The organism is Pseudomonas sp. ICMP 3272 (assembly GCF_001466905.1).
Classification (GTDB): domain Bacteria; phylum Pseudomonadota; class Gammaproteobacteria; order Pseudomonadales; family Pseudomonadaceae; genus Aquipseudomonas; species Aquipseudomonas amygdali.
Genome location: NZ_LKEK01000071.1, coordinates 14,379 through 38,383, shown reverse-complemented (window position 1 = coordinate 38,383; position 24,005 = coordinate 14,379). Strand labels below are relative to the sequence as shown.

Sequence of the window (24,005 nt, the reverse complement as noted above, 5' to 3'; positions counted from 1 at the left end):
TATTTATAAGACGCTGTGTCGAGATGTCGAGCTAAGGGCGCTCGGCGTGCCCTTCGCAATGCTGCCAGTCAGTAACGCTGTTCGGTGTGTGTCTCGATATAGCTGAAGTTGATGTCTTCGCCCAGTCCGGGCTGCCCCGAAAGGTGCACGAAACCGTCGCTGTCCATTGGGTCGACCAACGTATTGAGGTAGGCCGGTACATCGTCGTATTCAAGAAACGGATGCAGCAGGCCGCGTTCATACCAGCGGCAGTTGCTGATCGCGCCGACCACGGCGAGGTTGGCAGCGCCGTTGCCATGCACTTCGCAGTCCATGCCGAACGACTCGGCCAGATGCGCGACTTTCAGGCACGGCCCGATGCCGCCGACGCCAGCCACGCCAGCGCGGAGGATGTCGCAGGCCTTGTTGGTCACCCAGCTGGCGCGGCTGTGGTACTTGCCGGCAATGCTTTCCGGGCCAAGCACCGGAATGTCCAGGTTGGCCGCCAGCCAGGCATAGGATTCGGCAGAGTCTTCCATCATCGGCTCTTCGAACCAGGCGAAGTCGAGCTTTTGCAGTTCACGCCCGATGTATAGCGCGTCGGTGCGGCTGTACCAGTGATACCCGTCGAGCATCAGGGCAATGTCCGGGCCGACCGCTTCCCGCACCGCAGAGCAGGCTTGCACATCCATGCGCGGGTCGGGGGCGAACGAGATCGGCGGCATCCAGGTGTGCAGTTTGATGCCTTTGTAGCCGCGCTTTACCAGCTTTTCGGCAAACTGACCGTATTCGTCCGGGGTGGACAGGCCGCCGGGCAAGTCGTCACCGCACATGGTCGAGCCGTAGGCCAGTACCTTGTCACGGTAGCCGCCCAACAGTTTGTGCACGGGCAGTTTCAAGGCGCGTCCGGCAAGGTCCCACAGCGCCTGCTCTACCAGTGCCAGCGCACGGTCGGTGAACTGGCTGGCGCTGCCGCGTTGCCAGTGAGCCAGTTCCTGCCAGATTTTTTCACGATTCATCGGGTTCTGGCCGATCAGCACCTTTTTCACGAATGACTCGATGATGTGCGGGCGGATCAGTTCGGGCGGGCCAAAGGAAAATCCTTCGCTGCCCTCGTCGCAGGCGATACGCAGCATGGCCATTCTGACCGGTTTTTCTTCGCCTGGATGGGCATGACCTGCGCTGTCTACAGCGCGGCGTGAAGGGAAGGAAAAAACGTCGACACTGACCGAGGTGATTTTCATGAGGACCTTCATGGATATTGTTGTTATCAGTTTATTAGTATGTCGTCATACAACATTGGGGCGATTATTTGCAGCCTTGTAGGGCGATGTCAATAGTCGTATGACGACTATTTCCTGTATTGATGGGCGTTATAGGCGGTTATGAGCGAATCGCGATGAGTGGCGTGAGGTATGTGCGCGGGATGACAGCGTTTAAGTCGTTATACCTTTGGCCTCTGAATAGCATTAAGTGCTGCACGCAACCTGCCGTCGCGCCAGGAACGCCCCGTGCAGGGCAGGGCGGCGCGCTGAATTTTCCGCAAAACGCTTAAATTATCTTCATGTTCAAGTCAGAAAAGCCGCAAAGCCCCGTTTTCAGGGCTTTCGTAAAAAACATGGCGCTGGGCCACAACATGTTTTTCACATCCTCTTCACTGCGTCAGCACGATGCTGAACCTATCTTGCCTGCACGGGAGCGGTGAAGACATCGGGTACCTCCCGAGTCAACACCACACATAGGTTCATGGCAGGAGTGGTCACTTGGCTGACACGACAATAAACAAGAATGTGCTTGCCGATTCGGGCATTCAGCAGCGCCACAAAGTGCATCAGCACATCGTCTCGATAACGGTGACTGTCGTATTGCTGGCGATCTGCGCCTGGTTTTATACGGCGTTCTCAAGCGTGCATGTGGTGGATCTGGGCATTGGCAGCAACCTGAAGGTTTCCGGTCTTCGCGAGCATTGGCGGCAAGGTGATGTGGTGGTGATGGTTCGGCACGCCGAACGCTGCGACCGCTCTAGCAACCCCTGCATGAGCGATGCTGACGGCATTACCTCCAACGGGCGGGATGCGGCACTGGCCGTGGGCGCCGGTTTGCAGAAAATGGGCATGGACCATGTGCGCATGATCGCCAGCCCCAAGACCCGCACTCAGCAGACTGCACAACTTCTGGCAGGCCATTCCGTGGCCGCTCAGGACTGGATCAACGACTGTGACGGCGGTTTCATGAAGGTCGTGGAAGACCACAAGGTCAGTGGCGAAAATCTGGTGCTGGTGACGCATAGCGGCTGTATCGACCAGTTCGAACGCAAGATCGGCGTGATCGGCGGCGAGCGTTCAAGTGAGTACGCTCAGGCATTTTTCGTGCAGATGGATGGTACCCACCGGCCGAAAATTCTCGGCTCGCTGACTTCCGGGCAATGGGCAAACCTCAACAGCGAGCAATTCAATTGATGACATCTTCCAGCCCCAGGCTGCGGTTTTACGCCGTCAATCTGGGTGTGCCCGTGTTTTTCGCTCTACTGGTCTTCGTGACATTCGACCTGACCAGTATTGACCGACAGTTGAGTGATCTGTTTTTTGATTCGGCAGCCGGTGTATTTCCCATCGGGCAGATGCACCTGTTCGAGACCATCACGCACAAGTGGGCGCGAATCATCCCGGACTGGACCGGAGAGTTGGCGATCATTGGTGCAATGCTTTCGTTTGTCTGGCCTTTACTGGAAAAAAAGGCCGGTTCGCGCTTCATGAGGCGCCTGTCGGGTTCCCGGACAGAGGCGCTTCTGCGCTTTACGCGCAGGCATCGGTTGGACTTTTTTTTCGTGATCGTTGCCTTTGCGCTAAGCACCGGCATGATCCATTACCTGAAAAGCCACACCAGTGTGTACTGCCCCGTTGAAACCACCTTGTACGGTGGCAGCGAGGCGCACATCGAGTGGTTCCGAAACTTCAATTTTCTGCATGAAGCCGGTGCCGGGCGTTGCTGGCCAGGCGGTCATGCGTCAAGCGCATTCAGTCTGCTGGCCTTGTACTTCGTGGCTCGGCGCTATTGCTGGCAGCATTCCAAGATCCTGCTGGCAGGCATTCTCGTGCTCGGCATGATCTACGGCACTACGCGGGTGCTGCAAGGCTGGCACTTTATGTCGCACACGTTCTGGGCGGGTATCGTGGTGTGGCTGAGCACGCTGCTGGTCGCACTGTGCTTTTATGGACGATCCAGGTTGCAACAGCCAATTCGTAACGCTGCGGTTTCCGGTCGGCGTGATGAATTTTTTACTCAACCTGCCGATTCAATGGCAACAGGGTCCCGCTCGGCCGGGTAGAAAACAAGAAGGCGCTGCAATGAACATTCTGGTTATTGAAGACCACCGTGACATTCACGATAACCTGCTGGAATTCTTCGAACTCAGGGGGCACGCGGTAGAAGGTGCGCTGGACGGCCTGAGCGGGCTGCACCTAGCGGCGTCGAAGCGTTTCGACGCGATCATTCTCGACATCATGTTGCCGGGCATTGACGGCAACCAGATTTGCCGCAGTCTGCGCCAGTATTCGAAGTCGGAAGTCGCCATTGTAATGCTCAGTGCGCGGGATGAGCTGGATGACCGTCTTACCGGCTTCAAGGTGGGCGCCGATGATTACATCACCAAGCCGTTCGCGATGTCCGAGGTGCTCGCCCGGGTTGAAGCGGTGGTGGGCCGACGCCAGCGCAAGGATAACCGGGTAATGGTGGTCGCTGACCTGCACTTCGATCTGGATACCCTTGAGATAACCCGCAACGGTGTGCCTTTGAAGCTCAACCCGACCAACATGAAACTGTTGGAATTGCTGATGCGCAAAAGTCCCCATATCGTGAAGCGATCCGAGCTGGAAGAAGTGCTTTGGGGGCGTGATGCCCCGAACAGCAGTAGCCTGCGCAGCAACATTCATATCCTCAGGCGGGTACTGGACGGCGACCACGAGACGCCGTTGCTGCATACCGCTCATGGCCTGGGTTACAAGTTGTGTGTACAGCGCTGAAGCCTGTTCAGTCGAAATTGAACAGGCGCTGGATCAAGGTCGGTGTGCTGCCGGTCCAGCGCTTGAACGAGCGGCGGAAGTTGGCCGGATCGTTGAAGTTCAGGTAGTCCGCCACAGCCTCGTTGCTCAGCCCCTTGATCTGATACAGGTACAGCGCGACATGCTTGCGCGCCAGGTCGTGCTGGGCCTGAAAACTGGTGCCGTGTTTGTGTAACTTGCGCTTCAGCGTAGCCGGGCTCATGGCGAAGGCATTTGCCACCTGTTCCAGGCTGGTAGCCTGGCGCACGTTGTCACGCAGGTGCTGGTGTAACCGGTCCAGCAGGCTGAATGGCATACCCAGTGCAGCGAGTTGTCCGGCGGCCTCCTGTTGTGCGACCTGCACGGCGATGGGCGATGCGCCTGGCCATGCGCGGGTGAGGTAATGCCGGGGCAGGCGCATCATGTCCAGCGGGCGGCCAAATGCCGTGTTCTCGCCCAGATGCACCCAGTATTGTTCGATGTAGCGCGGTTCCTCGTGACAGAAACTGCACTCCCACGGCAGGCGTTCCCCGCTGAGCAGCTGACTCATCGCCACCAGTGCAGTCATACCGGCCTCCAGCAGGAAGCGTTGCTGTTCGCCCGCGCCGCAACTGTCCAGCCAGTAAAGGTAGGCAAAATGCTCGTCCAGCTCCAGACGCGGCGTCAGCAACGGGCTGAGCAGCGCATGCTGGTGGATGAGGATTTCCAGCGCCTGATGCAGGTTTTGCGCATGACGCAGCGCATGGCTTGCAGCGCCGTAATGGCCGGGAAACAGTCGCTGGCCGAACAGAAAACTGGTGTCGTCGGCCTCCATCTGGCGCTGTGCGTTACCGATCAGAACGAAGAATTGCTGCGCACTGAGCCGCGTCTTGCCCGCAACGATGTCTTCGTAGAACAGGCCGGTTCCTTTGAGCAGGCGATGGCTGTCGATCCCGCGCGACAAGGCCAGATCAATCAGCGTAGCCGGCTGGTAATGGCCGGGGATGAAGCGGCTGTCGGCTTCGTACCAGTCACTTTTGAGGGTCACGGCAGTCGCTCAGGCAGTACGGGTCAGGGGACGTCGGGCGCGGGCCAGCGACAGGTTGAGGCGACGCAGCAGGTTGTCCGGCGTTTCATTGAGGGCCATGACCACCGCCACGCTGGCCGACAGTTGAATGCGTTCACCCTGTTGCCGGGTCTTGTGCGCCAGGCTGGCAACCGCCTGCTGCAGCTCCAGCGCCAGCAGTTTCGCCTGACTCTCTCCGGTATTGGGCAACAACACCACAAAGCGGTCGCCCGCCAGACGGCAGAGCAGGTCCTGGCGGCGCAGGTTGAGTACCAGCAGATGGCTGAGCGCCGATAAAACCTCATCGCCCTCGGCATGACCGAATGCGTTATTGATCGCACTGAAGTCATCCACGTCCACTACCAGCAGCGACAACGGTTGCTGCTGGCAGAGGCTCTGTTCCAGGCTGACGACCAGTTGGCGTTTCAAATAGTCGGCACTGCCCAGCGGGGTGAGCTTGTCGTACAGCCGATGCTCACGAAAGCCACGCTCGCGTTTTTCCATCTGCGCACTGATCGCCAGTTGCTCGCGATGCCAGTGGTAGATGCCGAGGGTCAGCAGGATCAGGCCGATTGGCATCGGTCCGGATTCCAGCCAGTGCCCCCAATGGATCTGGCTGGGCAGGCGAATGAACTCGTCCAGCGCGTCGATCCACCACGAGAAGAACACACAGCTCAGGCCTGTTGACAGGTAATTGGTGACCCGGCCGGCCGGCCGGCTCTTGAACACCAGAAACAGCCAGACCAGCGACAGCAGCGCAGAGCCGCCTTCGCCGACGATGTCGAGCCATTGCCATTCGCTGACCTGCTTGACGTTGCCAAATGCCAGAAAGGCCAGCAGGCCCAGATTGGAGGCGACCATCAGCGCAGCGAGTTTCCAGCGATGGGGTTGGATGATCCTGAACATGAAAAGACGGCTCCCGAGCTGCTGGTTATCGGCCAGCAGAACAGATGTACATGACACTTCGGTGACGGGTAACGCGGACCGCGAAAGGTCGAATCAGCTCACGGGTGTTGCAGGTTTTTTCTATGCGCCTGTCCGCCACCCGGCTGGTTCGCCTGCCAAGCGCATGCGGTTCGTGACGCTTTGCGTCACAAGTCTCCGGAGCAGCACAATGTCATGATGCGTCTGCAGGAGGTCGCCATACGTGCTTCTCGATCACGGCGGCACTGGCGACGCGGAGCGTCACGAACTGCATTCCAACGCAGAGCGTTGGAAAGAGAGTCATACGCACATCGGCTTTTGATTCCGGCCAGCCCCGCCTGAAAGTCAAATCAGCTCATTTGCCTGCCAAATCACCCTCAAACCCGCTGTTTCCAGCCCCTGCGCCCGTTACCTGTCACAGAACCGTCACTGCACGACTCTAGCTTGCGCCTCCAGTTGCCGGGTCATTTGCCTGGCCTGTCGGGATTATGGGGGAGGACTTAACATGCACAGGCGTCGCAGCAGGGCTCAACTGGTCGGCTTCACACTCAGCGCGCTGGCATTTGCCATTGCCAGCGAACGCTTACAGGCGGCCGAAGCCGATACCACCGAGCATGTGCAAGTGGTCGGGCAGGCGGCGAGTATCGACAACGCGCTCAAGGAGCAACGCAGCTCCGACAGCATCAAGAGCGTCGTGCATGCCGACGGTGTTGCGCAGCTACCGGACCAGAACGTCGCCGAAGCAGTGCAACGCATGCCGGGCGTCAGCGTCGAGCGCGATCAGGGCGAGGGGCGCTTTGTCACCGTCAGGGGACTGGCGCCTGACCTCAACAGCGTGACCATCAACGGCACGCTGGTGCCTGCCCCGGAAAGTGGCCGACGCGCCGTGGCGCTGGATGTGCTGCCTGCCGAACTGGTGCAGTCACTGTCAGTGATCAAAACCCTGACCCCGGACATGGACGCCAACTCGCTGGGCGGTACAGTCGATGTCGAAAGCCTCTCTGCCTTCGACCACAAAGGGCTGTTCTACACCGGCAGCAGCGAAGCCAGCTACGACAAGAACACCCACCAGACCAGCCCCAAGTTTTCCGGCGCGGCGAGCAATCGTTTCAGCCTTGGCGACGGCATCGACAACTTCGGTGTGGCGGCAGCACTGAGCTGGCAGAAGCGTGATTTCGGCTCCGACAACGTCGAGACCGGCGGAGACTGGGACGGCTCGCGACTGCAATCGTTTGAACAACGCGACTACGACATCAGCCGCGAGCGCACCGGGGGTGGTCTTAACTTCGATTACAAACCCGATGACCTCAGCAAATACTACCTGCGCACCCTGTACAGCCGTTTCAAGGATGATGAGGTGCGCACCACCAACGGTTTCGAATTTGCCAATGCCCAGAGCGCAGGGCAGACCGGCGATGCCGAAGGCACGCGCAAGCTCAAGGCGCGCACCGAAACCCAAGAAATCCAGTCCTACGTGTTTGGTGGCGAACGTATGGTCGGCCTGTGGACGCTCAGCGGCCAGGCCGGTTACAGCGAGTCCAGTGAAGACAGCCCTAGCCATATTGCCGGGGCCACATTCGTGGGCAACGATGATTTTGCCGACACCGGTTTCTACGACCGCGACAAGCCAAGGCCCATCGTCGATCCCTCGTTTTACGACAATTCGAACTTTACCCTGGACAAGGTCGACCGGGAAAAGCAGTACACCAAAGACACCGAGAAGAACGTGCGCCTCGACCTGGCCCGCGATTACGACTTCAAGGGCTATGCCTCGCAGTTCAAGTTTGGCGGCAAGGTCAGCCGACGCGACAAAAGCAACGATCTGGAAGTCTGGAAATACGAAGATTTCGATGACCAGGGTATCAGCGACCAGCAACTCAACCTGACACAGTTTCAGAAAGGCACCATCGACTATCGACTGGGCAATTTCGGCAGCGGCATCAGTCCCACTGCGATCAAGGGCCTGATCGGCGGCCTGAACGCTGATAACGCCTACGATGAGGCTGAAAGCCGCGCCAATGACTTCAAGATCAACGAAGACATCAATGCCGGTTATTTCATGAATACCCTGGATGTCGATAAGTGGCGCTTCATCGCCGGCCTGCGTTACGAAGGCACGGAAATGGACGCCAAGGGCACCGGTGTGCGCGATGGCGCGTTCGAGTCCAGTACCACCAACCGCCGCTATCACCACTGGTTGCCGGGTTTGCATGCCCGTTATCAGATCGACAAGAGCACCCAGTTGCGCGCCGCCTGGACCAAAACCGTGGTGCGCCCGACGTTCGGGCAGCTTGCGCCGGGCTTTGTGATCGACGATGACGAAGCCTCTTTCGGTAACCCGAATCTGAAGCCGCTGGAGTCGAGCAACCTTGATCTGGGCATCGAACACTTCATGGGCCGGGCGGGGACGGTGTCGGCGTTCGTGTTCTACAAGGACATCCAGAATTTCGTCTACAACACTGACCTGGCGGGTACCGGGCAGTGGGCGAACTTCTCCGAAGCCAACACCTACGCCAACGGCGACAAGGCCAAGCTCTACGGCCTGGAACTGGCCTACTCGCAGAAGCTCGACTGGCTGCCATCGCCATGGAACGGTCTGCTGCTGGGCGCCAACGCCACGCTGAGCCGTTCCGACGCCAGCATCAACGGTTTCGACCAGAGCACCGGCACCAATCGCAAGCGCGACATCGACCTGCCCAGTCAGTCAAAAACCGTCGGCAACGTCATGCTCGGCTGGGAGAACGACAAGCTGAGTCTGCGTCTGTCCGCCAACTACAAATCGGCCTATCTCTACGAGTTGGCGTCGATCGGCGACAAGGACCACGACCAGTACGTGGATGCGCAGACTTTCGTCGATTTCAGCGCCCGCTATTCACTGACCAAGAACCTCAAGGTCAGCTTCGAGGCGCAGAACCTCACCGATCAGCCGTATTTCGTCTACAGCGGTCATCGCGCCTACAACGGCCAGTACGAAGAATACGGCCCGACCTACAAAGTCGGCCTGACCTTCACTCACTTCTGATCGACCTGACGCGCTCATTCAAAGGATTCAACCGTTCATGATCATTTCGTTATCACCCAAGCCAGCGTGCCTGGCGCTACTGCTTTGTCTTGCGGCCGGGGCTGCGCACGCTTCGCCGCCGATGGACCTGAACCTGACACGCTGGGCTGAAAATGCTTCGTTCAAGGCTCAATCGGCGAGCTTTCTGCCGGGCAGTGACGGCACCCGCCGCCTGGCCGCGAGCGTCAAGGCCGGTCTGTTGCTGCTGGATGAGCAGGGCCGCGAGCTGGCGAAAATGCCGGGGTCGTTCCAAGGGCTCGACAGCCGTACTACAGGCTCAAGTGTGCTCATTGCAACGCTGGATAATGCCCGCCAGCAGGCCATGCTGACCCAGCTCGATCCGACCGGAGCACACTGGTCAAAGCTGGTTTATCTGCCCGCACGCGATTATTCAGTGGCCGGTCTGTGCCTGTACCGCGATGACGCCAGCAACCTGTTTGTGTTTCTGGTGGGCGAGGAGGGCAAGGGCGAACAATGGCTGATTGGCGCAGATAACCAACTGAACGACGCGCCACGCCTGGTGCGTAACCTGCCGCTACCACCCAAAGCCGAGTTTTGTCAGGTTGACGACGCTGCGCACAGGTTGTTCGTCAATGAACAAAACATCGGTTGGTGGGCCTACCCGGCGCACCCCGAGGCCGATGTCGCGCGTCAGCCTGTGGCCCTGCGCGAACCGTTTGGCGAGTTGAAACAGGCGGCGGGGGCAATGGCCATTGTTCCGGGCGGCTTGCTGGCGCTGGACCCGAAAGGCAAGGCATTGCATCTCTATCAGCAGCAGGAATCGCTGGAGAGCTGGACGCCGGTGGCCGATCTGTCGCTGATGAGCTTGAAAAAGCCGGAAGGGCTTTCTGTGCGTGAGGGCAAGAACAGCTTGCAGGTGTTGCTTAACGACAATGACGGCGAGCGCCTGTATCAGGGTGAACTGAACTGGTCGCCCAAACCGGTGAATAACGCCAAGCCGTTGCCGACTGTCATGGCGGCGAGTCAGAGCCAGCCGGTCGGGCGTCAGGGTGACGCCGCCGACGACCCGGCCATTTGGGTCCACCCGAAAAATCCGGCGCTCAGTCGCGTGTTGGGCACCAACAAAAAGCAGGGCCTGCTGGCTTATGACCTGACTGGCAAGCAGCTGCAGGAATTACCGGTAGGCCGCCTAAACAACGTCGATCTACGCCCAGGCTTCATGCTCGGCAAGAAGACTGTCGACCTGGCGGTAGCCAGTAACCGCGATCACAACAGCCTGAGCCTGTTCAGCATCGACCGGACCAGCGGCGTCATTCGTGAAGCGGGAGAGATCCCCACGCCATTGGCGGAAATCTATGGCGTCTGCCTGTTCAAACCTGCCAGTGGCGAGCTGTACGCCTTCGCCAACGGTAAAGACGGCAGCTTTCTCCAGTATCGGCTCAGCGCGTCCGACGGCAAGGCGAAAGGCGAGCTGGTACGCCGCTTCAAGGTCGACACCCAGCCGGAAGGCTGCGTGGCTGATGATCAGCGTCAACGCCTGTTTCTCGGTGAAGAGGACGTTGGCGTCTGGGAAGTCGATGCGCGCGCCGATCAGCCCGCAGCGCTTTCCAGTGTGATCAAGGTGGGCGAGGCGGTGCATGCCGATGTCGAGGGGCTGGCGCTGTATCAGAGTGACAACCACGACTATCTGGTGATCTCCAGTCAGGGCAACGACAGTTACGTGGTGGTCGATGCCGAGCCGCCTTACACACTGCGCGGCGCTTTTCGGGTGGGTCTCAATGCGAACGCCGGGATTGACGGCACCTCGGAAACCGACGGCATCGAAGTGACCTCCATGAACCTCGGCGGCCCCTGGAGCAAAGGCATGCTGGTGGTTCAGGACGGGCGCAAACGCATGCCCGAGCAGGCGCAGAACTTCAAGTTCGTGCCGTGGGCCGAGGTGATGAAAACCTTGAAGCTGCCGTAAGTCGTTTGTCATCAAGCGGTGCTAATCATTCGTTCCATTACAGAGGACTACCACGATGCACGCCACCCTCGAACACATGACCATCTGGGGCCTGATCAGCGATGCCAGCCTGCTGGTCAAGGCCGTGATGCTGATTTTGTTGCTCGCTTCGCTGGTCAGCTGGTACCTGATCATTCAGCGCAGTCTTGCGCTGGGCCATTACGAGCGGACACTGGATGCGTTTCAGCAGCGCTTTCGCGGTGAGGCAGAGCTGGCACCGCTGTACGCCGAGAGCCGTTCGGCTCAGGAGGGCGCTGACGGTATCGAGCGCGTCTTCAATGCCGGTTATGCCGAGTACGTGCAACTCAAGCCACGTCCCGGCATCGAGCCTGATGTGGTGCTGTCCGGCGTCGAACGCGCATTGCAGGTCGCCATCAGCGAGGAGGAGCTGCAACTGGAAAAAGGCCTGCAGTTTCTCGCCACGGTCGGTTCGGTCAGCCCCTATATCGGCCTGTTCGGCACGGTCTGGGGGATCATGAATTCCTTCATCGGCCTGTCTCAAGTGCAGCAGGCCACACTGTCGACGGTCGCGCCGGGTATTGCCGAAGCCTTGATTGCCACGGCCATCGGCCTGTTCGCCGCCATTCCTGCCGTTATCGCCTACAACCGCTTTGCCGCGCGTGGCCAGACGCTCACGGCCCGCTACTACAGCTTCGGCAATGAACTGCAGGTGCGCCTGAACCGCACCCTGCAAGGTCTGACCCGCAACATGGCCGCTGCGGCCTGAGGACTTGTCATGCTGGTCAAACCACAACGCAAACATGGTCCGAAAGCCGAAATGAATGTCGTGCCCTACATTGACGTGATGCTGGTGCTGCTGGTGATTTTCATGGTCACGGCACCGATGCTGACCCAAGGGGTGAAAATCGAGTTACCCAAAGTCGCCAGCGAAGCGCTCGCCAGCGATACCCGGCAGCGCATCGTGACCCTGTCCGTCAAGGCGCAGGGCGGCTACTACTGGAACCTGGGTGATACGGTCGATACTCAGGCGCAGACCGATCAGGCCGCGAGCCTTGAAGACATGCAGGAGCGCATTGCCCGACTGGTTGCCGAGCGCAAGGACACGCAAGTGTTCATCCGTGCCGATGACAAGGCTGATTATGGCCGGGTAGTCGCCGCCATGGCGGCGCTGCAGCGCAGTGGCGTAACGCAATTGGGCTTGGTGACCGAGGCCCCGCAATGAACACCCTGGCCCTCGATTACCACCCGCCGCGCCGCGAATGGGTGAATGGGCCCTGGCTGCGCAGCAATGGACTGGCCGTTGCCGTCGCACTGGCGTTGCATGGCGTGCTGCTGGGCGGTCTTATGTTCGGCTGGAGCCCACACGAAGCACCGCCCGCACAGACCAGAACCCTGACCACGCAATTAGTGATTTTGCCGCCAGCGCCTGAGCCGGTTCCAGTCACCGCTGCGTCGGTTGTCGAGCCTGTTCAGCTGCCGCCACCTGCACCGGCCTCGCTGCCGATCACCCAGCCGGTAGAAGCTGCAAAACCGCAGGCAGAGCCGCAGCGCCAGGTCGAACAGGCGGCGTTGGCACGCAAGCGCGTTGACGAGCAAAAGCGCGAGCGCGAACAGCAACAGAGCGTTCAGCGCCTGCACGAAGCCGAGCAGCAAAAGCGCCAGGAACAGCAGCGGCTGGCCGAACAGCAACGTCAGCAGGTTGAGCAACAACGTCAGGCCGAACAGGCGCGTCAGTCTGCCGAGCGCGCCCGCCAGTCGCAGCAATCAGCACCACAGCAGGCCGCCGCTGACAGCAGCCAGTATCAGCCGCTCAGCAAGGAGGCTCCGGACTATCCCGAACGGGCTCTCGACAAAGGCATCGAGGGTGATTGCACGGTGGTCTACGACGTGTCGCCGCAAGGCACGGTGGTCAACCCGCAAGTGCAGGGTGCGTGCCATCCATTGTTCATCCGTCCTTCACTGGCCGCAGCGCAAACCTTTCGTTATCAGCCACGGGTTGTCGAGGGCAGGGCGGTGACCGTGTCCGGGGTGAAGAATACTTTCCACTACCGGATCAAATAGACAGCGGGCCTGATGCATGCTGCGGCAGGCCCGCACAGGTTTTAACTGACCTTGAAGCGCCGTACCAGCGCAATCAGGCGAGTGTTGGACTCGGAAAGGGCAGCGGTGCTGCGTTCGTTGCTGGAGCCGCCTTCGACCAGCTCTTCGACGATGTGCCGAACGGCAATGATGTTACGGCTGATTTCCTCTGACACCGCGCTTTGCTCCTCGGCCGCTGTGGCGATTTGCGTGCTCAGGTCGTTGATCTGCAGAACCGAGCGAGTCATGTCGTCCAGGCCGCTTGTTACGGCAGTGGTTTTGCCTGCCGTGGTCTGGCAACTCTGGCGGGTTTTTTCCATCGCGGCTACTGCGGCGCTGACGCCTTGTTGCAGGCTGCCGAGCATTTCGTTGATCTCCGACGTGCTGGCCTGGGTGCGAGCGGCGAGGGCGCGCACCTCATCGGCCACGACCGCAAAGCCACGGCCCTGTTCGCCGGCGCGCGCCGCTTCAATGGCGGCGTTAAGCGCGAGCAGGTTGGTCTGCCCGGCGATTTCGCCAATCACCGCCAGCACCGCGTTGATGCGCTTGGCGTCCTGCTCCATCGACTGCACTTTGCTGGTGGCCGAATCGACCTCGCTGATCAGTGCATTCACGCTGTCAGAAGCGTCCGCAACCACGGTTTTCGACACCTGCGCGTTCTCGTTGGCCGACTGCGTGAAGCTTGCGGTCTGCGCCGCGCTGCGGGCCACTTCGTCCGCGGTGGAGGACATCTCGGTGATCGCAGTAACGGCCTGATCGGTTTCGTTGGCGTGACGGATCAGAATGGCATTGGTAACGCCCGCCTGACTGCGAAGTTGTTCGATACCGCTGGCAATCTCGCTGGTGGAACTGCTGACGTCGAGCATCATGCGTTGCAGGTAGGCAATGAAGTTGTTGACCGACTCACCCACCTGATCTACTTCATCGTGCCCTTTGACAGCAATGCGCCGGGTGAGATCGGCATCACCGGCCGACAGCGTGTCGATGTTGGTTTTGAGCACGCCCAGGCGGTTCATCAGCGTGCGCAACGCAACGATCATCAGCACCAGCAGCACCAGAACCATCGGGATCTGCAGCCAGGCCAAGGTCTTGAGGACGGTTTCGCTCTGGCTTTTCAGCAGGTCGGTGTTTTGCGAAACGGCCAGCAACCAGGGCGTTCCAGCAACCGGCATCAGAAACAGCGTTGATTCTTCGCCATCGCTGTTCTGGTAGGTCAGACGCGAGGTGCCAGAACCTTTGACGGCGAGTGCCGACTTGATTCCATTAATGAACGGCGATTGCGCCGCCAGTTCGGAGACATTGCGCAGCACGATCTTGTCGCTGCTGCCCGGTACGTTGGACAGAATCTTGCCATCGGCCTCGATGATCATGATCCGGCCATGGACTTCCTGCTCTTTGGCTTCAACCAGCTTGTTGAAGAAGCCCAGCGTCACGTCGATGGTCGACACGCCCCAAGGCTGTCCGTCTTTGGTAATGGCCATGGCGCAGTTGGTGCGCGGTTCCGGGCTGGCGGCATCCTGATAGGCGGGCGCCCAGGCGCATTGGCCAGCAGGGGAGTTCAAGCCGCCTTTGTGCCAGCCCTGTTCGAAATAGTTGAGCGACTCAGGCGAGTTCCAATGGGTGTTGACGATCAACTTGCCCGACGCATCGCGATGGTAAAAGGTGCTGTGCTTGGCACGACCGGGCGTGCGCACGTTCGGCAAAGGCCAGATCCCGCCGCCAAACACCTTGGCTTCGCCGTACTGGTTGACCATAAACGGCAGCAGGCGGTCGATGTCGTCACTGGACAGTTGCGGCACCAGTTCAGTAATCACCCGCGCCTGCGCCTGTACGCGGGCCAACTCGGTCTTGATCTCATTGCTGATGTCTGCCGCCTTGGCGGTCAGCATGTTTTCATCGTTGGCGGTAAGCCTGGGGGACACGAACTGACCGATGCCATACACCGTCAGAACAATGACCAGCGCCATGAATCCTACGAAGGTTGCGGTGTAGCGAGCTTGTACTGTCTTGAGCGAGGCCATTTTTTTGTTATACCTGGTCCGTAGGAAAGGAATTACCTGACTCAGATGTCGACCGGGATAGATGTTTCTTGATGTGACAGAAGTGCCAACTTCAGTACGATCAGCTGTGTCTCGTGTCGCGTAAGGCACTAGAGGTACTCTCCCGTGGGTGCATCAGGAACAACCGATATCGCGTAAGCCGCACGCAGAAAATTTTTCAGCCCCTCGCTTGACTTCCTTTTCCTAATCAGTAACATAGCGCTCATTCCGCGATAGCTCAGTTGGTAGAGCAAGTGACTGTTAATCACTGGGTCCCTGGTTCGAGTCCAGGTCGTGGAGCCAGACAAGGTTTCAGAGAAGACTTTAAAAATCTTTGAAACACCGAAAACCCGCCTTCTGGCGGGTTTTTTCGTTTTGGCGCCGAGCGCTGGCAACGCGACAATTCATGGACTTGGCTGAGAAAACACCTTGAGTAGTTTTTAAATCGCCTCCAGTACCAGAAATGAATCTTACGTCTGCACCGAACGCGTCGTTGATCCGCTCGCATCGGAGGACTGCGCTTTAGACCTGCGCTTGTAATCCGCAGGCGTCATCCCGGTAAGTTGAATGAAAGCCCGTCGGAACGAGGTATCCTCGTTGTAGCCGCACTTGAGTGCCACTTGTTTAATGCTGGCTCCCGGTGTCTGGAGGAGGACGCAAGCCGTTTCTATCCTCACTCGGGTAATGAGCTCTTTAGGCGACTCATTGGTTAGTTTCTTGAATCGTCGATGCATTGTCCGCTCGCTCAGATTCAACATTTTGGCGAGCTCTTCAGCCGTCAGCCCGGGTCTGGCATGGCGAATGATTTGCTCGGTTTCCAGAAGCAGCGGATCAGCACTATTTATAAAACCGCGGGGTGCATAAACCAGTTGAGGCAGTGGCAAGCTGTCGGTCACAGAAATATCTGCGGTCAACCTGGCGACATCGGCACCGGCCAGGCACCTGATCACGTAGAGGGCTAGATCAATCCAGGACAACGGCCCTCCAGTGGTAATGATGCCGTCTTGCTGCTCCACCGCAGCGCCCCACACGGGCTGAGCCTTTGGAAATCGTTTTTTGAAAGCGTGATGCAGCCACCAGGTAGTGGTGCAACGTCTGTTGTCGAGCAGCCCAGCCTCTCCCAGAACAAACGTACCCGCGCACGCCCCACAGACCAGTACGCCTTGTTGGTGGTTCACTTTGAGCCAATCCGCCGCGCGTTTGAGGGAGTCGGACGTGGGCGGCAATTTATCCGGGCCCAAGGCCATGCCGGTAACGAGGACTGCATCAAAAGACCCCGCGGTGTAAAAGTCTGCATCAACGGGAATCAGTCTGCCCTGAGGATCGCGCAGCGCCTTGCCATCCGAACTGACGATGATCGTCTCAAATTCAACATCGATCTTGGCCCTCATTTCCGAAGCCAACCCGGGCGGTGGTGATTTCAGCGCCTGATTGGTCATCCAGAACAAATCAGCCAGCCCAGTGATGGCGGACATCAAGCTACCTTCCACAGCAACAATCGCAATGCGCATGGCAAATCCTGCTTTGGCAATCAAGTTGGCGAGTTTTGCATGAAGTGTGGCCTATTTGTTATCTAACAGTTCCAGTTGGGCCTGCTTAAGCTGTGCACAGTCATTTGCAACGGCGCTCCGACATGAAACTGCCGCTCCACACGAACTCCATGCGTCAAGAAGAGAAACGTCCCAGTCAACTGAGCTGGCTGAGCTGGCTGAGCTGGCTGAGCCGGCTTGGCCTGGCCTTGGGTTTATCGCTGTTGTTCTCCAGTGGCCCGGCCATGGCTGCGTTGCCTAACGGCACTGTGCGCAACATCGTGCTGGTACATGGCGCATTTGCCGATGGCTCGAACTGGTCGTCGGTGATTAAGCAACTGACCGCCATGGGCTATTACGTCACCGCAGTGCAGAACCCGATGACCTCATTGCAAGATGACGTTTTGGCAACGCAGCGCGTGCTTCGCCGACAAAAAGGCGACGTGCTCCTGGTAGGGCACTCATGGGCTGGCACCGTGATAACACAGGCCGGTAACGCCTCCAATGTGAAGGGCCTGGTCTATCTCTCCGCTCTGGTGCCCGACAGCGGTGAATCAGCAGCGGGCCTCCTGCAGCGACTGAATGCACCTATGACTGGCCTGACACCCGATGAGGAGGGTTGGCTTTGGCTGGACGATCCCGCGCAGTTTCATCTCGTCATGGCGGCGGACTTGCCGATGAAAAAAGCGCAGTTGCTTGCATCAGTCCAACAGCCTATCGCAGCAGCCTGTTTCGCGGAGAAGATCCAGCACGCGGCGTGGCACGACAAGCCAAGCTGGTACTTGCAAACAACGGATGACAAGGCGCTTTTACCGTCGGTACAGCGGGCTATCGCGAAACAGATTGGAGCGCAGACCTTATCAATTCGATCCAGCCATCTGTCACTAGTTTCTCATCCCGATACGGTAGCCAAGTTCATTGATCACGCCGCCAGAGAAGCCGGACGATGAAAAGTGTTCACGGCTTTTTTGACAACAACCATTACTTATCTCAAGGGCCTCAAGCATGAAAATACTGCATATTGACTCAAGCATAATGGGCAGCAACTCCATAACCCGTGCACTTTCCTCGACCCTTGTTGCACACATTCAAGGCAGCCACCGCGAGGCTCATGTGAAGTACCGAGACCTGGTCGATGATGAGTTGAAGCATCTCACGGGTCCTATTGCAGCAGGGTTCCGGCAAACCGGGATCAATGATTTTCCGGAGGCCATTCTGCAGGAGCATCAACTGTCAGAAATCCTGGTTATGGAGTTCCTGGCGAGCGATGTGCTGGTTATCGGTGCTCCTATGTACAATTTCAGCGTATCGAGCCAGCTAAAGGCCTGGCTGGACAGGATCGCTCAGGTCGGACGAACTTTTAAATACACAGAACATGGCCCTGTAGGTTTGTCCGGCGGCAAACGCGTCATCGTGGTCTCGGCTCGTGGGGGATTCTACGCGGACGGACCACTGCAAAAAATGGACTTCCAGGAAAGCTATCTCAGGGCATTTTTTGGTTTTCTGGGAATTAGCGATGTCCACTTCATCCGCGCTGAGGGCGTTTCCAGAGGCCAACCAGTACGAGATCAGGGCGTTGAAAAAGCAACCGCTGCAATGTCCGCTGTCATTGCAGGGTTGTCAGTCCCTGCTCAATAACTCACCCAGTCTGGAGGCTTGATTTTATGCTATTTGCTATCAAACTTACTTACCTTCGTCCTGCTGAGGAAGTCAACGCTCATCTGGACGCCCACAAAGCGTGGCTGGTCAACTATATACAGTCCGGAACTGTACTGTTTGCCGGCCCTCTCGCCGATGGGAACGGGGGCTTCATCCTTGCGCACGGTGAACACATCGCGGACATTCAACGAATGGTCGCCGAAGATCCGTTCGATGTTCACCGGTTGGCGACTTTCGATATCCTGAGTTGTAATCCTGCAGTGCGCTCTGCCGATTTCGCAGCCCATTGGGCCAGCGGAGCCAAGTACATAGACCGTGTTTAGCGCGTTGTTTTTCGCATAAGCGTTTGTGATTTTTGGGTGCCTATACTTCTATTCAAGTCCAGCTCGTGGAGCCAGACAGTATTTCAACGCTGCCAGGCAATGCCATTGAACAAGAAAAAACCCGCCTTTATGGCGGGNGTCAGCCAGCCCGGGCCGCCCGCCTGGGAGTGAGTGAACAGAATGCCGGGGCCGATCTTGTCGAATATTGCCGATACCCCGTCAGAGATGACGTTCATATCGAATGGCCCGGTGTTTGGCGTCATGGCCCTGAAAAACTGCTCGCGTGTGCCGGGATCACGAGCAACCTGCACGCCATTGAAGTACTCGGGCCACAGGCCGATGCGGAACTGGTTGAACCAGAGTTGCTCGTCCGGTGTGGGTTTTAGTGTCGCTTCGACCATGCTGCGACCGGCGTCGCCGCGGCGCGGCTGATCGATCAGGTAGACGCCGAACCGGCGCCGCAGAAATATATTCTGAAAACCCTCACGGCCATCAGCGGTAGTTTCCCAGGTCCTGGAGAACTGACCTGCGCCGTGCCACATGACGATTGGCAGTTTTCGTGCGTTGACCGGCACTTGATAAAACACATAGGCATGATCCCCGTGGTAAGTCTGGCCATCGGGCTGCATGGGTTTGCGCGGGTTGAACGTGCCCGGTGCAGTGATCATCTCGCCACCGGCGGTAAAGCTGCCTTGTTTCTGGATCGCCAGTGGCGCGCTGTTGTTGCCCGGTTCGCTGGAACTCACCGCGCAGGCTGCCAGCATGCCCGCCATAGCAAGCGCCAGAAGGTTTCTTGCCATGTTCATGATCATTCCTTTGACGTTTCGAGTGCTTGTGTCAGCGCCTCGCGTGCGCGTCTGGCAATGGTTTCATCTGCCTGTTCGGCAAGTATGTTGGTCACTTCGCGCAACTGTGCAGCGCTTAAACCCACCCTCATGCTCGCCAGCATATGGGAACGCAACTGCGGCTCGGCACCCGGCGTTGCTGCCAGGGCGCCGACCGTGGTCAGCTCGCGGCTTTGCCAGTCGAGGTTGTCGCGCTCGAAGATGTCGCCGAACAGATGGGTTTGCAGGAACTGATTGATGACAGGGGCGAAGTCGAATAAAGGCCCTTTGACGGTGCCGCCGGAAATGCATGTCTGATTGGCTACTCCTGCCTCACGCAACGCCTCGCCTGTGGGGATCGCCCGGCCGGGTTCGTTTCCGGGTGCGTCCTGAATACCGCGCTGTTTGCGCGCCTCGACCGTTTGCATCAGTTCGCCCAGCGCATTGAGGCTGCGTGGAAACCCGGCATAGGCGTAGAGCTGAACCAGAATCTCCTTGGCCTCACTGATGGATAGGCCCGCGTCGAGCCCCTGATTCAGCGCCGAGTCAAGCTTTGGCATATCGTTGGTAGCCATGAACGCGGCGATCAATGGAATGGCTTGCTGCTTGCCAGACAGCGTGCCAGCCGGTGGCGTCGTGTTTGTCATGGCAGGCGCTGGCGCATGCTCCTGAGCGACGGCGGCCGTTACATTGCCCAACCCGAGGCACGCTGCCAGCAAGGCAGCCAGAGGCCGGGATCTGCGATGAACTACTGAGCCGAAAAGCGACGGTGTCATTGGCGCATGCCCTCGTATTCTGCGTCGGAGACCTTTTCGGCCCATGTAACAGCTTTACCTTCCAAAGCTTCTGCCAGCGCGATATGCGTCATCCCGTTGGTGGCCGTCGCTCCGTGCCAGTGGCGTACCGACGGTGGGATCCAGACGATGTCCCCGGGACGTATTTCCTGACGAGGCCCACTTTCTTTTTGCACATAGCCGACACCGGCAACCACGATGAGCGTTTGCCCGAGCGGATGGGTGTGCCAGGCAGTGTGTGCGCCAAGTTCGAAGGTCACGGTGCCACCGCCAATGCGGGCTGGACTGTCTGCCTTGAACAGGCTGTCAACACGCACTGCGCCGGTAAAGTTTTCGGCGCTGCCTTGAATGGAAGGCTGCGTGCCTGCACGGGTAATGCGGATGTCCGCGGACTGCTCGGCATGCGCCACTCCAGTGACCAACGAGAAGACGACAGGCAGAGCAATCAGGGTTTTCATCGGAATAATTCCTGACAGGGAAGGGACGCTGCTGCGCATCGGCAGCAGCCTTGATCAATGTGCGGTCACAGACCGGTCATCTTCAGCGCCGCTTCGGGCAGGCGATCACCGAGCAGAGCGATGCGGTCTGTCTGCTCGTGAATCATGTGCAGGTCCTCCGCAGTCAGTTCCAGCTCGACGGCCCCGAGGTTTTCATCAAGACGGTGTTGTTTCGTGGTGCCGGGTATCGGTACGATCCAGGGCTTTTGGGCCAGCAGCCAGGCCAGCGCCACTTGCGCAGGCGTAGCGTTCTTGCGCTGGGCAACCGCCTTGACGACGTCGACCAGCGCCATGTTGGCCTTGCGTGCGTCCTGGGAAAAGCGCGGTACGACGCTGCGAAAGTCCGAGGCATCGAACTGCGTGTGCTCGTCGATCTTTCCGGTCAGGAACCCCGCACCCATTGGGCTGAACGGCACGAAGCCGATCCCGAGTGCTTCAAGCCCAGGCAGAAGGTCCTGCTCGGGACCACGCCAGAACAGCGAGTATTCGCTCTGCACGGCTGTCACCGGCTGCACCGCATGGGCGCGGCGAACGGTATCGATACTCGCCTCGGACAGGCCAAAGTGCTTGACCTTGCCCTCGGCAATCAGGTCTTTGACGGTGCCTGCGACATCTTCGATGGGGACGGCGGGGTCGACGCGGTGCTGGTAGAAAAGATCAATGCGGTCAGTGCGCAGGCGCTTCAACGTCGCTTCGGCAACGGCGCGAATATGCTCCGGGCGACTGTTCGTGCCCGCGCCTCTGGCACCGCTGATCAGGTCGATGTCGAAGCCGAATTTGGTGGCGACGACCACGTGATCACGAATCGGCTGCAAGGCTTCGCCCAGTAGCTCTTCGTTGCTGAACGGGCCGTAGGCTTCCGCGGTATCGAAGAAGTTGACCCCACGCTCGTGCGCGCTGCGGATCAGGCTGATCATGGCCTGCCGGTCGGCGGCCGGGCCGTAGGCCGAGGTCATGCTCATGCAGCCAAGGCCCAGCGCCGATACCTGAAGAGAACTGTTGCCTAAATTGCGTTTTTGCGTCGTGTGCCTCCCGTGGAGCGAACCAGCACAGCTCGCGGGCGAAAAAACATGAATGGGCTGTTCTCAGTGACGATTGCACTGCAGCAACATCGGTCGAGAGGAAGTTATGCGAGGGAAGGCTGAGGTACTAGACGGGTAAATCGGCAAGGGTATATGAGGAAAACTAATTAATCGGCTGCTGAACGAGTCTGGAGCAGATTTTCGCGCCAATGCGCAGCATGGGCGCGATAGTCATCAGGACGTGTGTGTATAAACGTGAGCGATGAGCATGACGGCGGTAATCAATGCTCAATACGGCGAAATAGTCCCCAGCAAACCCACCGCTATTGCCAGCAACAAAAAACCTATCAATGAAAGTCCGAGCTTGCCCATGAGCGTCTCCTGCTGATCGATCTGTCTGTAACGAGTCGCAGGTTCCGGTCTATGACGGTTGTCCTGCGCGTTTTAATGCGTGGCCATTATCCTGCGCAGGCAGATTCTGGTACAGATTCAGAAACAGCTTAAAAATACGGATCAGTTGTACGTGGGCCGAACGTAAACACTTCAGAACGACGCGATGATTCGTCCAAGCATCGCCATGGCCTGCTCGCTGCGTTCATCCCAGGGCGTGCCGTAGTTCAGGCGTGCGCAGTTCTTGAAGCGCTGCGAGGCCGAGAAGATCGGGCCGGGTGCCAGGCTGATACCTTGGGCCAGGGCCATCTGGAACACCTGCAGCGAGTCTACTTGCTCGGGAAATTCGAACCACAGAAAGTACCCGCCAGCGGGGCGGGTGACGCGTGTCGCTGCCGGGAAATAACGAGCGGCGGCGGCCAGCATCGCGCCTTGTTGCAGTTCGAGGGTGTCGCGCAATTTGCGCAGGTGGCGATCGTAGCCGCCATGTTTGAGGTAGTCGGCAATCGCTGCCTGGGCGGGGACAGAGGGTGAAATGGTGGTCATCAGTTTCAGCCGATTGATCTGTTCGGTATGACGTCCGCCTGCCACCCAGCCGACACGGTAGCCGGGAGCCAGGGTCTTGGAAAACGAGCTGCAGTGCATCACCAGCCCGCTGCGATCCAGGCTTTTGACCGGATGGGGGGCATTGGCGCCGTAATACAGCTCGGCGTACACATCGTCCTCGATCAGCGGGATCTGCTGCCGTTCCAGCAGGTTGTAGAGCCTGAGTTTTTTCGCCTGGGTCATGCTCGCGCCCAGTGGGTTCTGGAAGCTGCTCATGAACCAGCAGGCTTTGATCGGCAGGCGTGTCAGGCTGTCCTGCAAAGAGTCCAGATCCACGCCGTCACGCGGATGCACGGGGATTTCGACGGCTTTCAGCTTGAGCCGCTCCAGTACCTGAAGGCAGGCATAGAAAGCAGGTGCTTCGATGGCGACCAGGTCGCCGGGCTCGGTGACGCATTGCAGACACAGGTTCAGGGCCTCCATCGCGCCGTTGGTGATCACCAGTTCGTCGGCGGGCAGGCGCACGCCACTGATCATGTAGCGCAGAGCAACCTGGCGGCGCAGTTCGGAGTTCCCGGTGGTCATGTCGCTGACAATGCCCGCTGGCGTCATCGCCCGCACCGCTGAAGACATCGACTTGGCCAGGCGCGGCAATGGGTAAAGGTGCGGGCTGGGAAATGCCGAGCCGAAAGGGACGGTGTCCGGGTTCTTGAGCGAGCCAAGCACGGAAAAAATCAGGTCGCTGACGCCCAGTTCGGTGCCTTCGCTGGTGTGCCTGACCAGTTCAGGCTCGGTCAGCGCATTGGCAGCATGCTCGCGCACGTAATACCCGGAGCGTGCGCGAGCCTGAATCAGGCCTTTGTCTTCCAGCAGGTAATACGCTTTGAAGACGGTTGCGGGGCTCACCGAATAGGTGCGACTGGCAACCCTGACGGAGGGGACTTTCTCACCGGCGGGCAACACGCCGCTGCGAATCATTTCCGAAATGTCGGCGGCGAATTTTTCGTAGCGTTTCATAGAAGGCATCGGGGGCAAATGATGGCTGCATCATGAGTGAAAACCGCCTTTGCAAACAGGGGCAAGTTATCCTGGAAAAAGCATATCAGCTGCGCTGTGTCGCTGTCGGGCAGGCATCTGCGTCTTGAACCCCTCAAACGGATGGGGCTATGATGCTCACGTCCTGCGACCCATCGAAGGAATCACTTTTGTCCCGTTCCAGCTGGCTGCCTACGCCGCCTTAGCGCTTCGCCCCCTCGCCACACCCTGACTGCCACTGACTGCGGTCGCCTGTCGCTGTGTCCGTTTTACGGTCGCCGCCACCTCCATC

General features: G+C 58.8%; 19 protein-coding genes, 1 tRNA gene and 3 pseudogenes. 12 read left to right on the top strand and 11 right to left on the bottom strand.

Going from position 1 to position 24,005, the window contains the following annotated elements:
• Positions 1–68: 68 nt before the first annotated feature.
• Complete coding sequence (locus AO068_RS20115; protein ID WP_058409259.1) at positions 69–1,223, bottom strand: mandelate racemase family protein; 1,155 nt, start codon at positions 1,221–1,223, stop codon at positions 69–71.
• Positions 1,224–1,742: 519 nt separating this feature from the next.
• Between AO068_RS20115 and AO068_RS20110 the strand changes: the two genes are divergently transcribed.
• From AO068_RS20110 to AO068_RS20100, 3 genes are read left to right on the top strand one after another with little or no spacing between them, the layout of a single operon-like run.
• Complete coding sequence (locus AO068_RS20110) at positions 1,743–2,438, top strand: histidine phosphatase family protein (protein WP_058409258.1); 696 nt, start codon at positions 1,743–1,745, stop codon at positions 2,436–2,438.
• Positions 2,438–3,307 (top strand): phosphatase PAP2 family protein, encoded by an 870-nt coding sequence (locus tag AO068_RS20105; protein ID WP_058409257.1) that lies wholly within the window; start codon positions 2,438–2,440, stop codon positions 3,305–3,307. The genes AO068_RS20110 and AO068_RS20105 overlap by 1 nt, the downstream gene beginning before the upstream one ends.
• Positions 3,308–3,326: 19 nt before the next feature.
• Positions 3,327–4,001, top strand: a complete 675-nt coding sequence (locus tag AO068_RS20100) for a response regulator transcription factor (RefSeq protein ID WP_004665622.1) — start codon at positions 3,327–3,329, stop codon at positions 3,999–4,001.
• Between the two features lie 7 nt (positions 4,002–4,008).
• Here AO068_RS20100 and AO068_RS20095 read toward each other — a convergent pair whose 3' ends face one another.
• Entirely contained in the window at positions 4,009–5,046 is a 1,038-nt protein-coding gene (locus AO068_RS20095) for an AraC family transcriptional regulator (protein WP_005755753.1), read from the bottom strand.
• Positions 5,047–5,055: 9 nt separating this feature from the next.
• Positions 5,056–5,970: a GGDEF domain-containing protein gene (locus AO068_RS20090; protein ID WP_054072615.1), complete on the bottom strand. Its 915-nt coding sequence runs from the start codon at positions 5,968–5,970 to the stop codon at positions 5,056–5,058.
• A gap of 523 nt (positions 5,971–6,493) precedes the next feature.
• Between AO068_RS20090 and AO068_RS20085 the strand changes: the two genes are divergently transcribed.
• The 5 genes from AO068_RS20085 to AO068_RS20065 are packed head-to-tail and all read left to right on the top strand — an operon-like array spanning position 6,494 to position 13,037.
• A complete protein-coding gene (locus tag AO068_RS20085; RefSeq protein ID WP_058409256.1) occupies positions 6,494–9,010 on the top strand; it encodes a TonB-dependent receptor in 2,517 nt (838 codons plus the stop codon).
• A 37-nt stretch (positions 9,011–9,047) separates the two neighbouring features.
• The gene (locus AO068_RS20080) at positions 9,048–10,976 is read left to right on the top strand and encodes a phytase (RefSeq protein ID WP_058401854.1); all 1,929 of its coding nucleotides are present in this window, start codon (positions 9,048–9,050) and stop codon (positions 10,974–10,976) included.
• A gap of 55 nt (positions 10,977–11,031) precedes the next feature.
• Positions 11,032–11,742, top strand: coding sequence for a protein TolQ (gene tolQ, locus AO068_RS20075; protein ID WP_058401855.1), 711 nt, complete (start codon positions 11,032–11,034; stop codon positions 11,740–11,742).
• Positions 11,743–11,751: 9 nt separating this feature from the next.
• Entirely contained in the window at positions 11,752–12,198 is a 447-nt protein-coding gene (gene tolR, locus AO068_RS20070; RefSeq protein WP_057407804.1) for a protein TolR, read from the top strand.
• Positions 12,195–13,037, top strand: a complete 843-nt coding sequence (locus AO068_RS20065; protein ID WP_058409255.1) for an energy transducer TonB — start codon at positions 12,195–12,197, stop codon at positions 13,035–13,037. Before tolR ends, AO068_RS20065 begins: the two co-directional genes overlap by 4 nt.
• Positions 13,038–13,078: 41 nt before the next feature.
• Here AO068_RS20065 and AO068_RS29800 read toward each other — a convergent pair.
• Positions 13,079–13,654 (bottom strand): annotated as a pseudogene (locus AO068_RS29800) (methyl-accepting chemotaxis protein); the annotation flags it as partial.
• 285 nt (positions 13,655–13,939) lie between these two features.
• A pseudogene (locus AO068_RS29795) lies at positions 13,940–14,809 on the bottom strand (HAMP domain-containing protein); the annotation flags it as partial.
• A 512-nt stretch (positions 14,810–15,321) separates the two neighbouring features.
• On the opposite strand from AO068_RS29795, the gene AO068_RS20055 reads away from it, so the two are divergent.
• A tRNA-Asn gene (locus AO068_RS20055) sits at positions 15,322–15,397 on the top strand.
• A 167-nt stretch (positions 15,398–15,564) separates the two neighbouring features.
• On the opposite strand, the gene AO068_RS20050 is transcribed toward AO068_RS20055, so the two are convergent.
• Positions 15,565–16,605, bottom strand: coding sequence for a GlxA family transcriptional regulator (locus tag AO068_RS20050; protein ID WP_003435886.1), 1,041 nt, complete (start codon positions 16,603–16,605; stop codon positions 15,565–15,567).
• Positions 16,606–16,727: 122 nt separating this feature from the next.
• Here AO068_RS20050 and AO068_RS20045 point away from each other — a divergent pair, with 122 nt between their 5' ends.
• From AO068_RS20045 to AO068_RS20035, 3 genes are read left to right on the top strand one after another with little or no spacing between them, the layout of a single operon-like run.
• A complete protein-coding gene (locus AO068_RS20045; protein WP_122265413.1) occupies positions 16,728–17,573 on the top strand; it encodes an alpha/beta hydrolase in 846 nt (281 codons plus the stop codon).
• A 55-nt stretch (positions 17,574–17,628) separates the two neighbouring features.
• On the top strand, positions 17,629–18,261 hold the full coding sequence (locus AO068_RS20040; RefSeq protein WP_003371994.1) for an FMN-dependent NADH-azoreductase: 633 nt from the start codon (positions 17,629–17,631) through the stop codon (positions 18,259–18,261).
• A gap of 26 nt (positions 18,262–18,287) precedes the next feature.
• Positions 18,288–18,605 (top strand): YciI family protein, encoded by a 318-nt coding sequence (locus AO068_RS20035; protein WP_003435885.1) that lies wholly within the window; start codon positions 18,288–18,290, stop codon positions 18,603–18,605.
• Between the two features lie 125 nt (positions 18,606–18,730).
• Here the strand turns inward: AO068_RS20035 and AO068_RS20030 are convergent.
• The 5 genes and pseudogenes from AO068_RS20030 to mapR all read right to left on the bottom strand — a co-directional run.
• Positions 18,731–19,411, bottom strand: a pseudogene (locus AO068_RS20030) (alpha/beta hydrolase); the annotation flags it as partial.
• A 2-nt stretch (positions 19,412–19,413) separates the two neighbouring features.
• Positions 19,414–20,076 (bottom strand): carboxymuconolactone decarboxylase family protein, encoded by a 663-nt coding sequence (locus tag AO068_RS20025; protein ID WP_122258102.1) that lies wholly within the window; start codon positions 20,074–20,076, stop codon positions 19,414–19,416.
• A 125-nt stretch (positions 20,077–20,201) separates the two neighbouring features.
• Entirely contained in the window at positions 20,202–20,681 is a 480-nt protein-coding gene (locus AO068_RS20020) for a (R)-mandelonitrile lyase (RefSeq protein ID WP_058401860.1), read from the bottom strand.
• Positions 20,682–20,746: 65 nt separating this feature from the next.
• Positions 20,747–21,682 (bottom strand): aldo/keto reductase, encoded by a 936-nt coding sequence (locus AO068_RS20015; protein ID WP_058409253.1) that lies wholly within the window; start codon positions 21,680–21,682, stop codon positions 20,747–20,749.
• Between the two features lie 603 nt (positions 21,683–22,285).
• Positions 22,286–23,695: a GntR family transcriptional regulator MpaR gene (gene mapR, locus AO068_RS20010; RefSeq protein ID WP_058409252.1), complete on the bottom strand. Its 1,410-nt coding sequence runs from the start codon at positions 23,693–23,695 to the stop codon at positions 22,286–22,288.
• Positions 23,696–24,005: the final 310 nt, after the last annotated feature.

What these genes read in the sequence shown, in the direction of transcription:
- mapR (WP_058409252.1), bottom strand. Translation starts at nt 23,695, where the DNA reads ATGAAACGCTACGAAAAATTCGCCGCCGACATTTCGGAAATGATTCGC.
- AO068_RS20035 (WP_003435885.1), top strand. Translation starts at nt 18,288, where the DNA reads ATGCTATTTGCTATCAAACTTACTTACCTTCGTCCTGCTGAGGAAGTC.
- AO068_RS20040 (WP_003371994.1), top strand. Translation starts at nt 17,629, where the DNA reads ATGAAAATACTGCATATTGACTCAAGCATAATGGGCAGCAACTCCATA.
- AO068_RS20065 (WP_058409255.1), top strand. Translation starts at nt 12,195, where the DNA reads ATGAACACCCTGGCCCTCGATTACCACCCGCCGCGCCGCGAATGGGTG.
- AO068_RS20020 (WP_058401860.1), bottom strand. Translation starts at nt 20,681, where the DNA reads ATGAAAACCCTGATTGCTCTGCCTGTCGTCTTCTCGTTGGTCACTGGA.
- AO068_RS20115 (WP_058409259.1), bottom strand. Translation starts at nt 1,223, where the DNA reads ATGAAAATCACCTCGGTCAGTGTCGACGTTTTTTCCTTCCCTTCACGC.
- tolR (WP_057407804.1), top strand. Translation starts at nt 11,752, where the DNA reads ATGCTGGTCAAACCACAACGCAAACATGGTCCGAAAGCCGAAATGAAT.
- AO068_RS20080 (WP_058401854.1), top strand. Translation starts at nt 9,048, where the DNA reads ATGATCATTTCGTTATCACCCAAGCCAGCGTGCCTGGCGCTACTGCTT.
- AO068_RS20085 (WP_058409256.1), top strand. Translation starts at nt 6,494, where the DNA reads ATGCACAGGCGTCGCAGCAGGGCTCAACTGGTCGGCTTCACACTCAGC.
- AO068_RS20105 (WP_058409257.1), top strand. Translation starts at nt 2,438, where the DNA reads ATGACATCTTCCAGCCCCAGGCTGCGGTTTTACGCCGTCAATCTGGGT.
- AO068_RS20015 (WP_058409253.1), bottom strand. Translation starts at nt 21,682, where the DNA reads ATGAGCATGACCTCGGCCTACGGCCCGGCCGCCGACCGGCAGGCCATG.
- AO068_RS20050 (WP_003435886.1), bottom strand. Translation starts at nt 16,605, where the DNA reads ATGCGCATTGCGATTGTTGCTGTGGAAGGTAGCTTGATGTCCGCCATC.
- AO068_RS20025 (WP_122258102.1), bottom strand. Translation starts at nt 20,076, where the DNA reads ATGACAAACACGACGCCACCGGCTGGCACGCTGTCTGGCAAGCAGCAA.
- AO068_RS20100 (WP_004665622.1), top strand. Translation starts at nt 3,327, where the DNA reads ATGAACATTCTGGTTATTGAAGACCACCGTGACATTCACGATAACCTG.
- AO068_RS20045 (WP_122265413.1), top strand. Translation starts at nt 16,728, where the DNA reads ATGAAACTGCCGCTCCACACGAACTCCATGCGTCAAGAAGAGAAACGT.
- tolQ (WP_058401855.1), top strand. Translation starts at nt 11,032, where the DNA reads ATGCACGCCACCCTCGAACACATGACCATCTGGGGCCTGATCAGCGAT.
- AO068_RS20090 (WP_054072615.1), bottom strand. Translation starts at nt 5,970, where the DNA reads ATGTTCAGGATCATCCAACCCCATCGCTGGAAACTCGCTGCGCTGATG.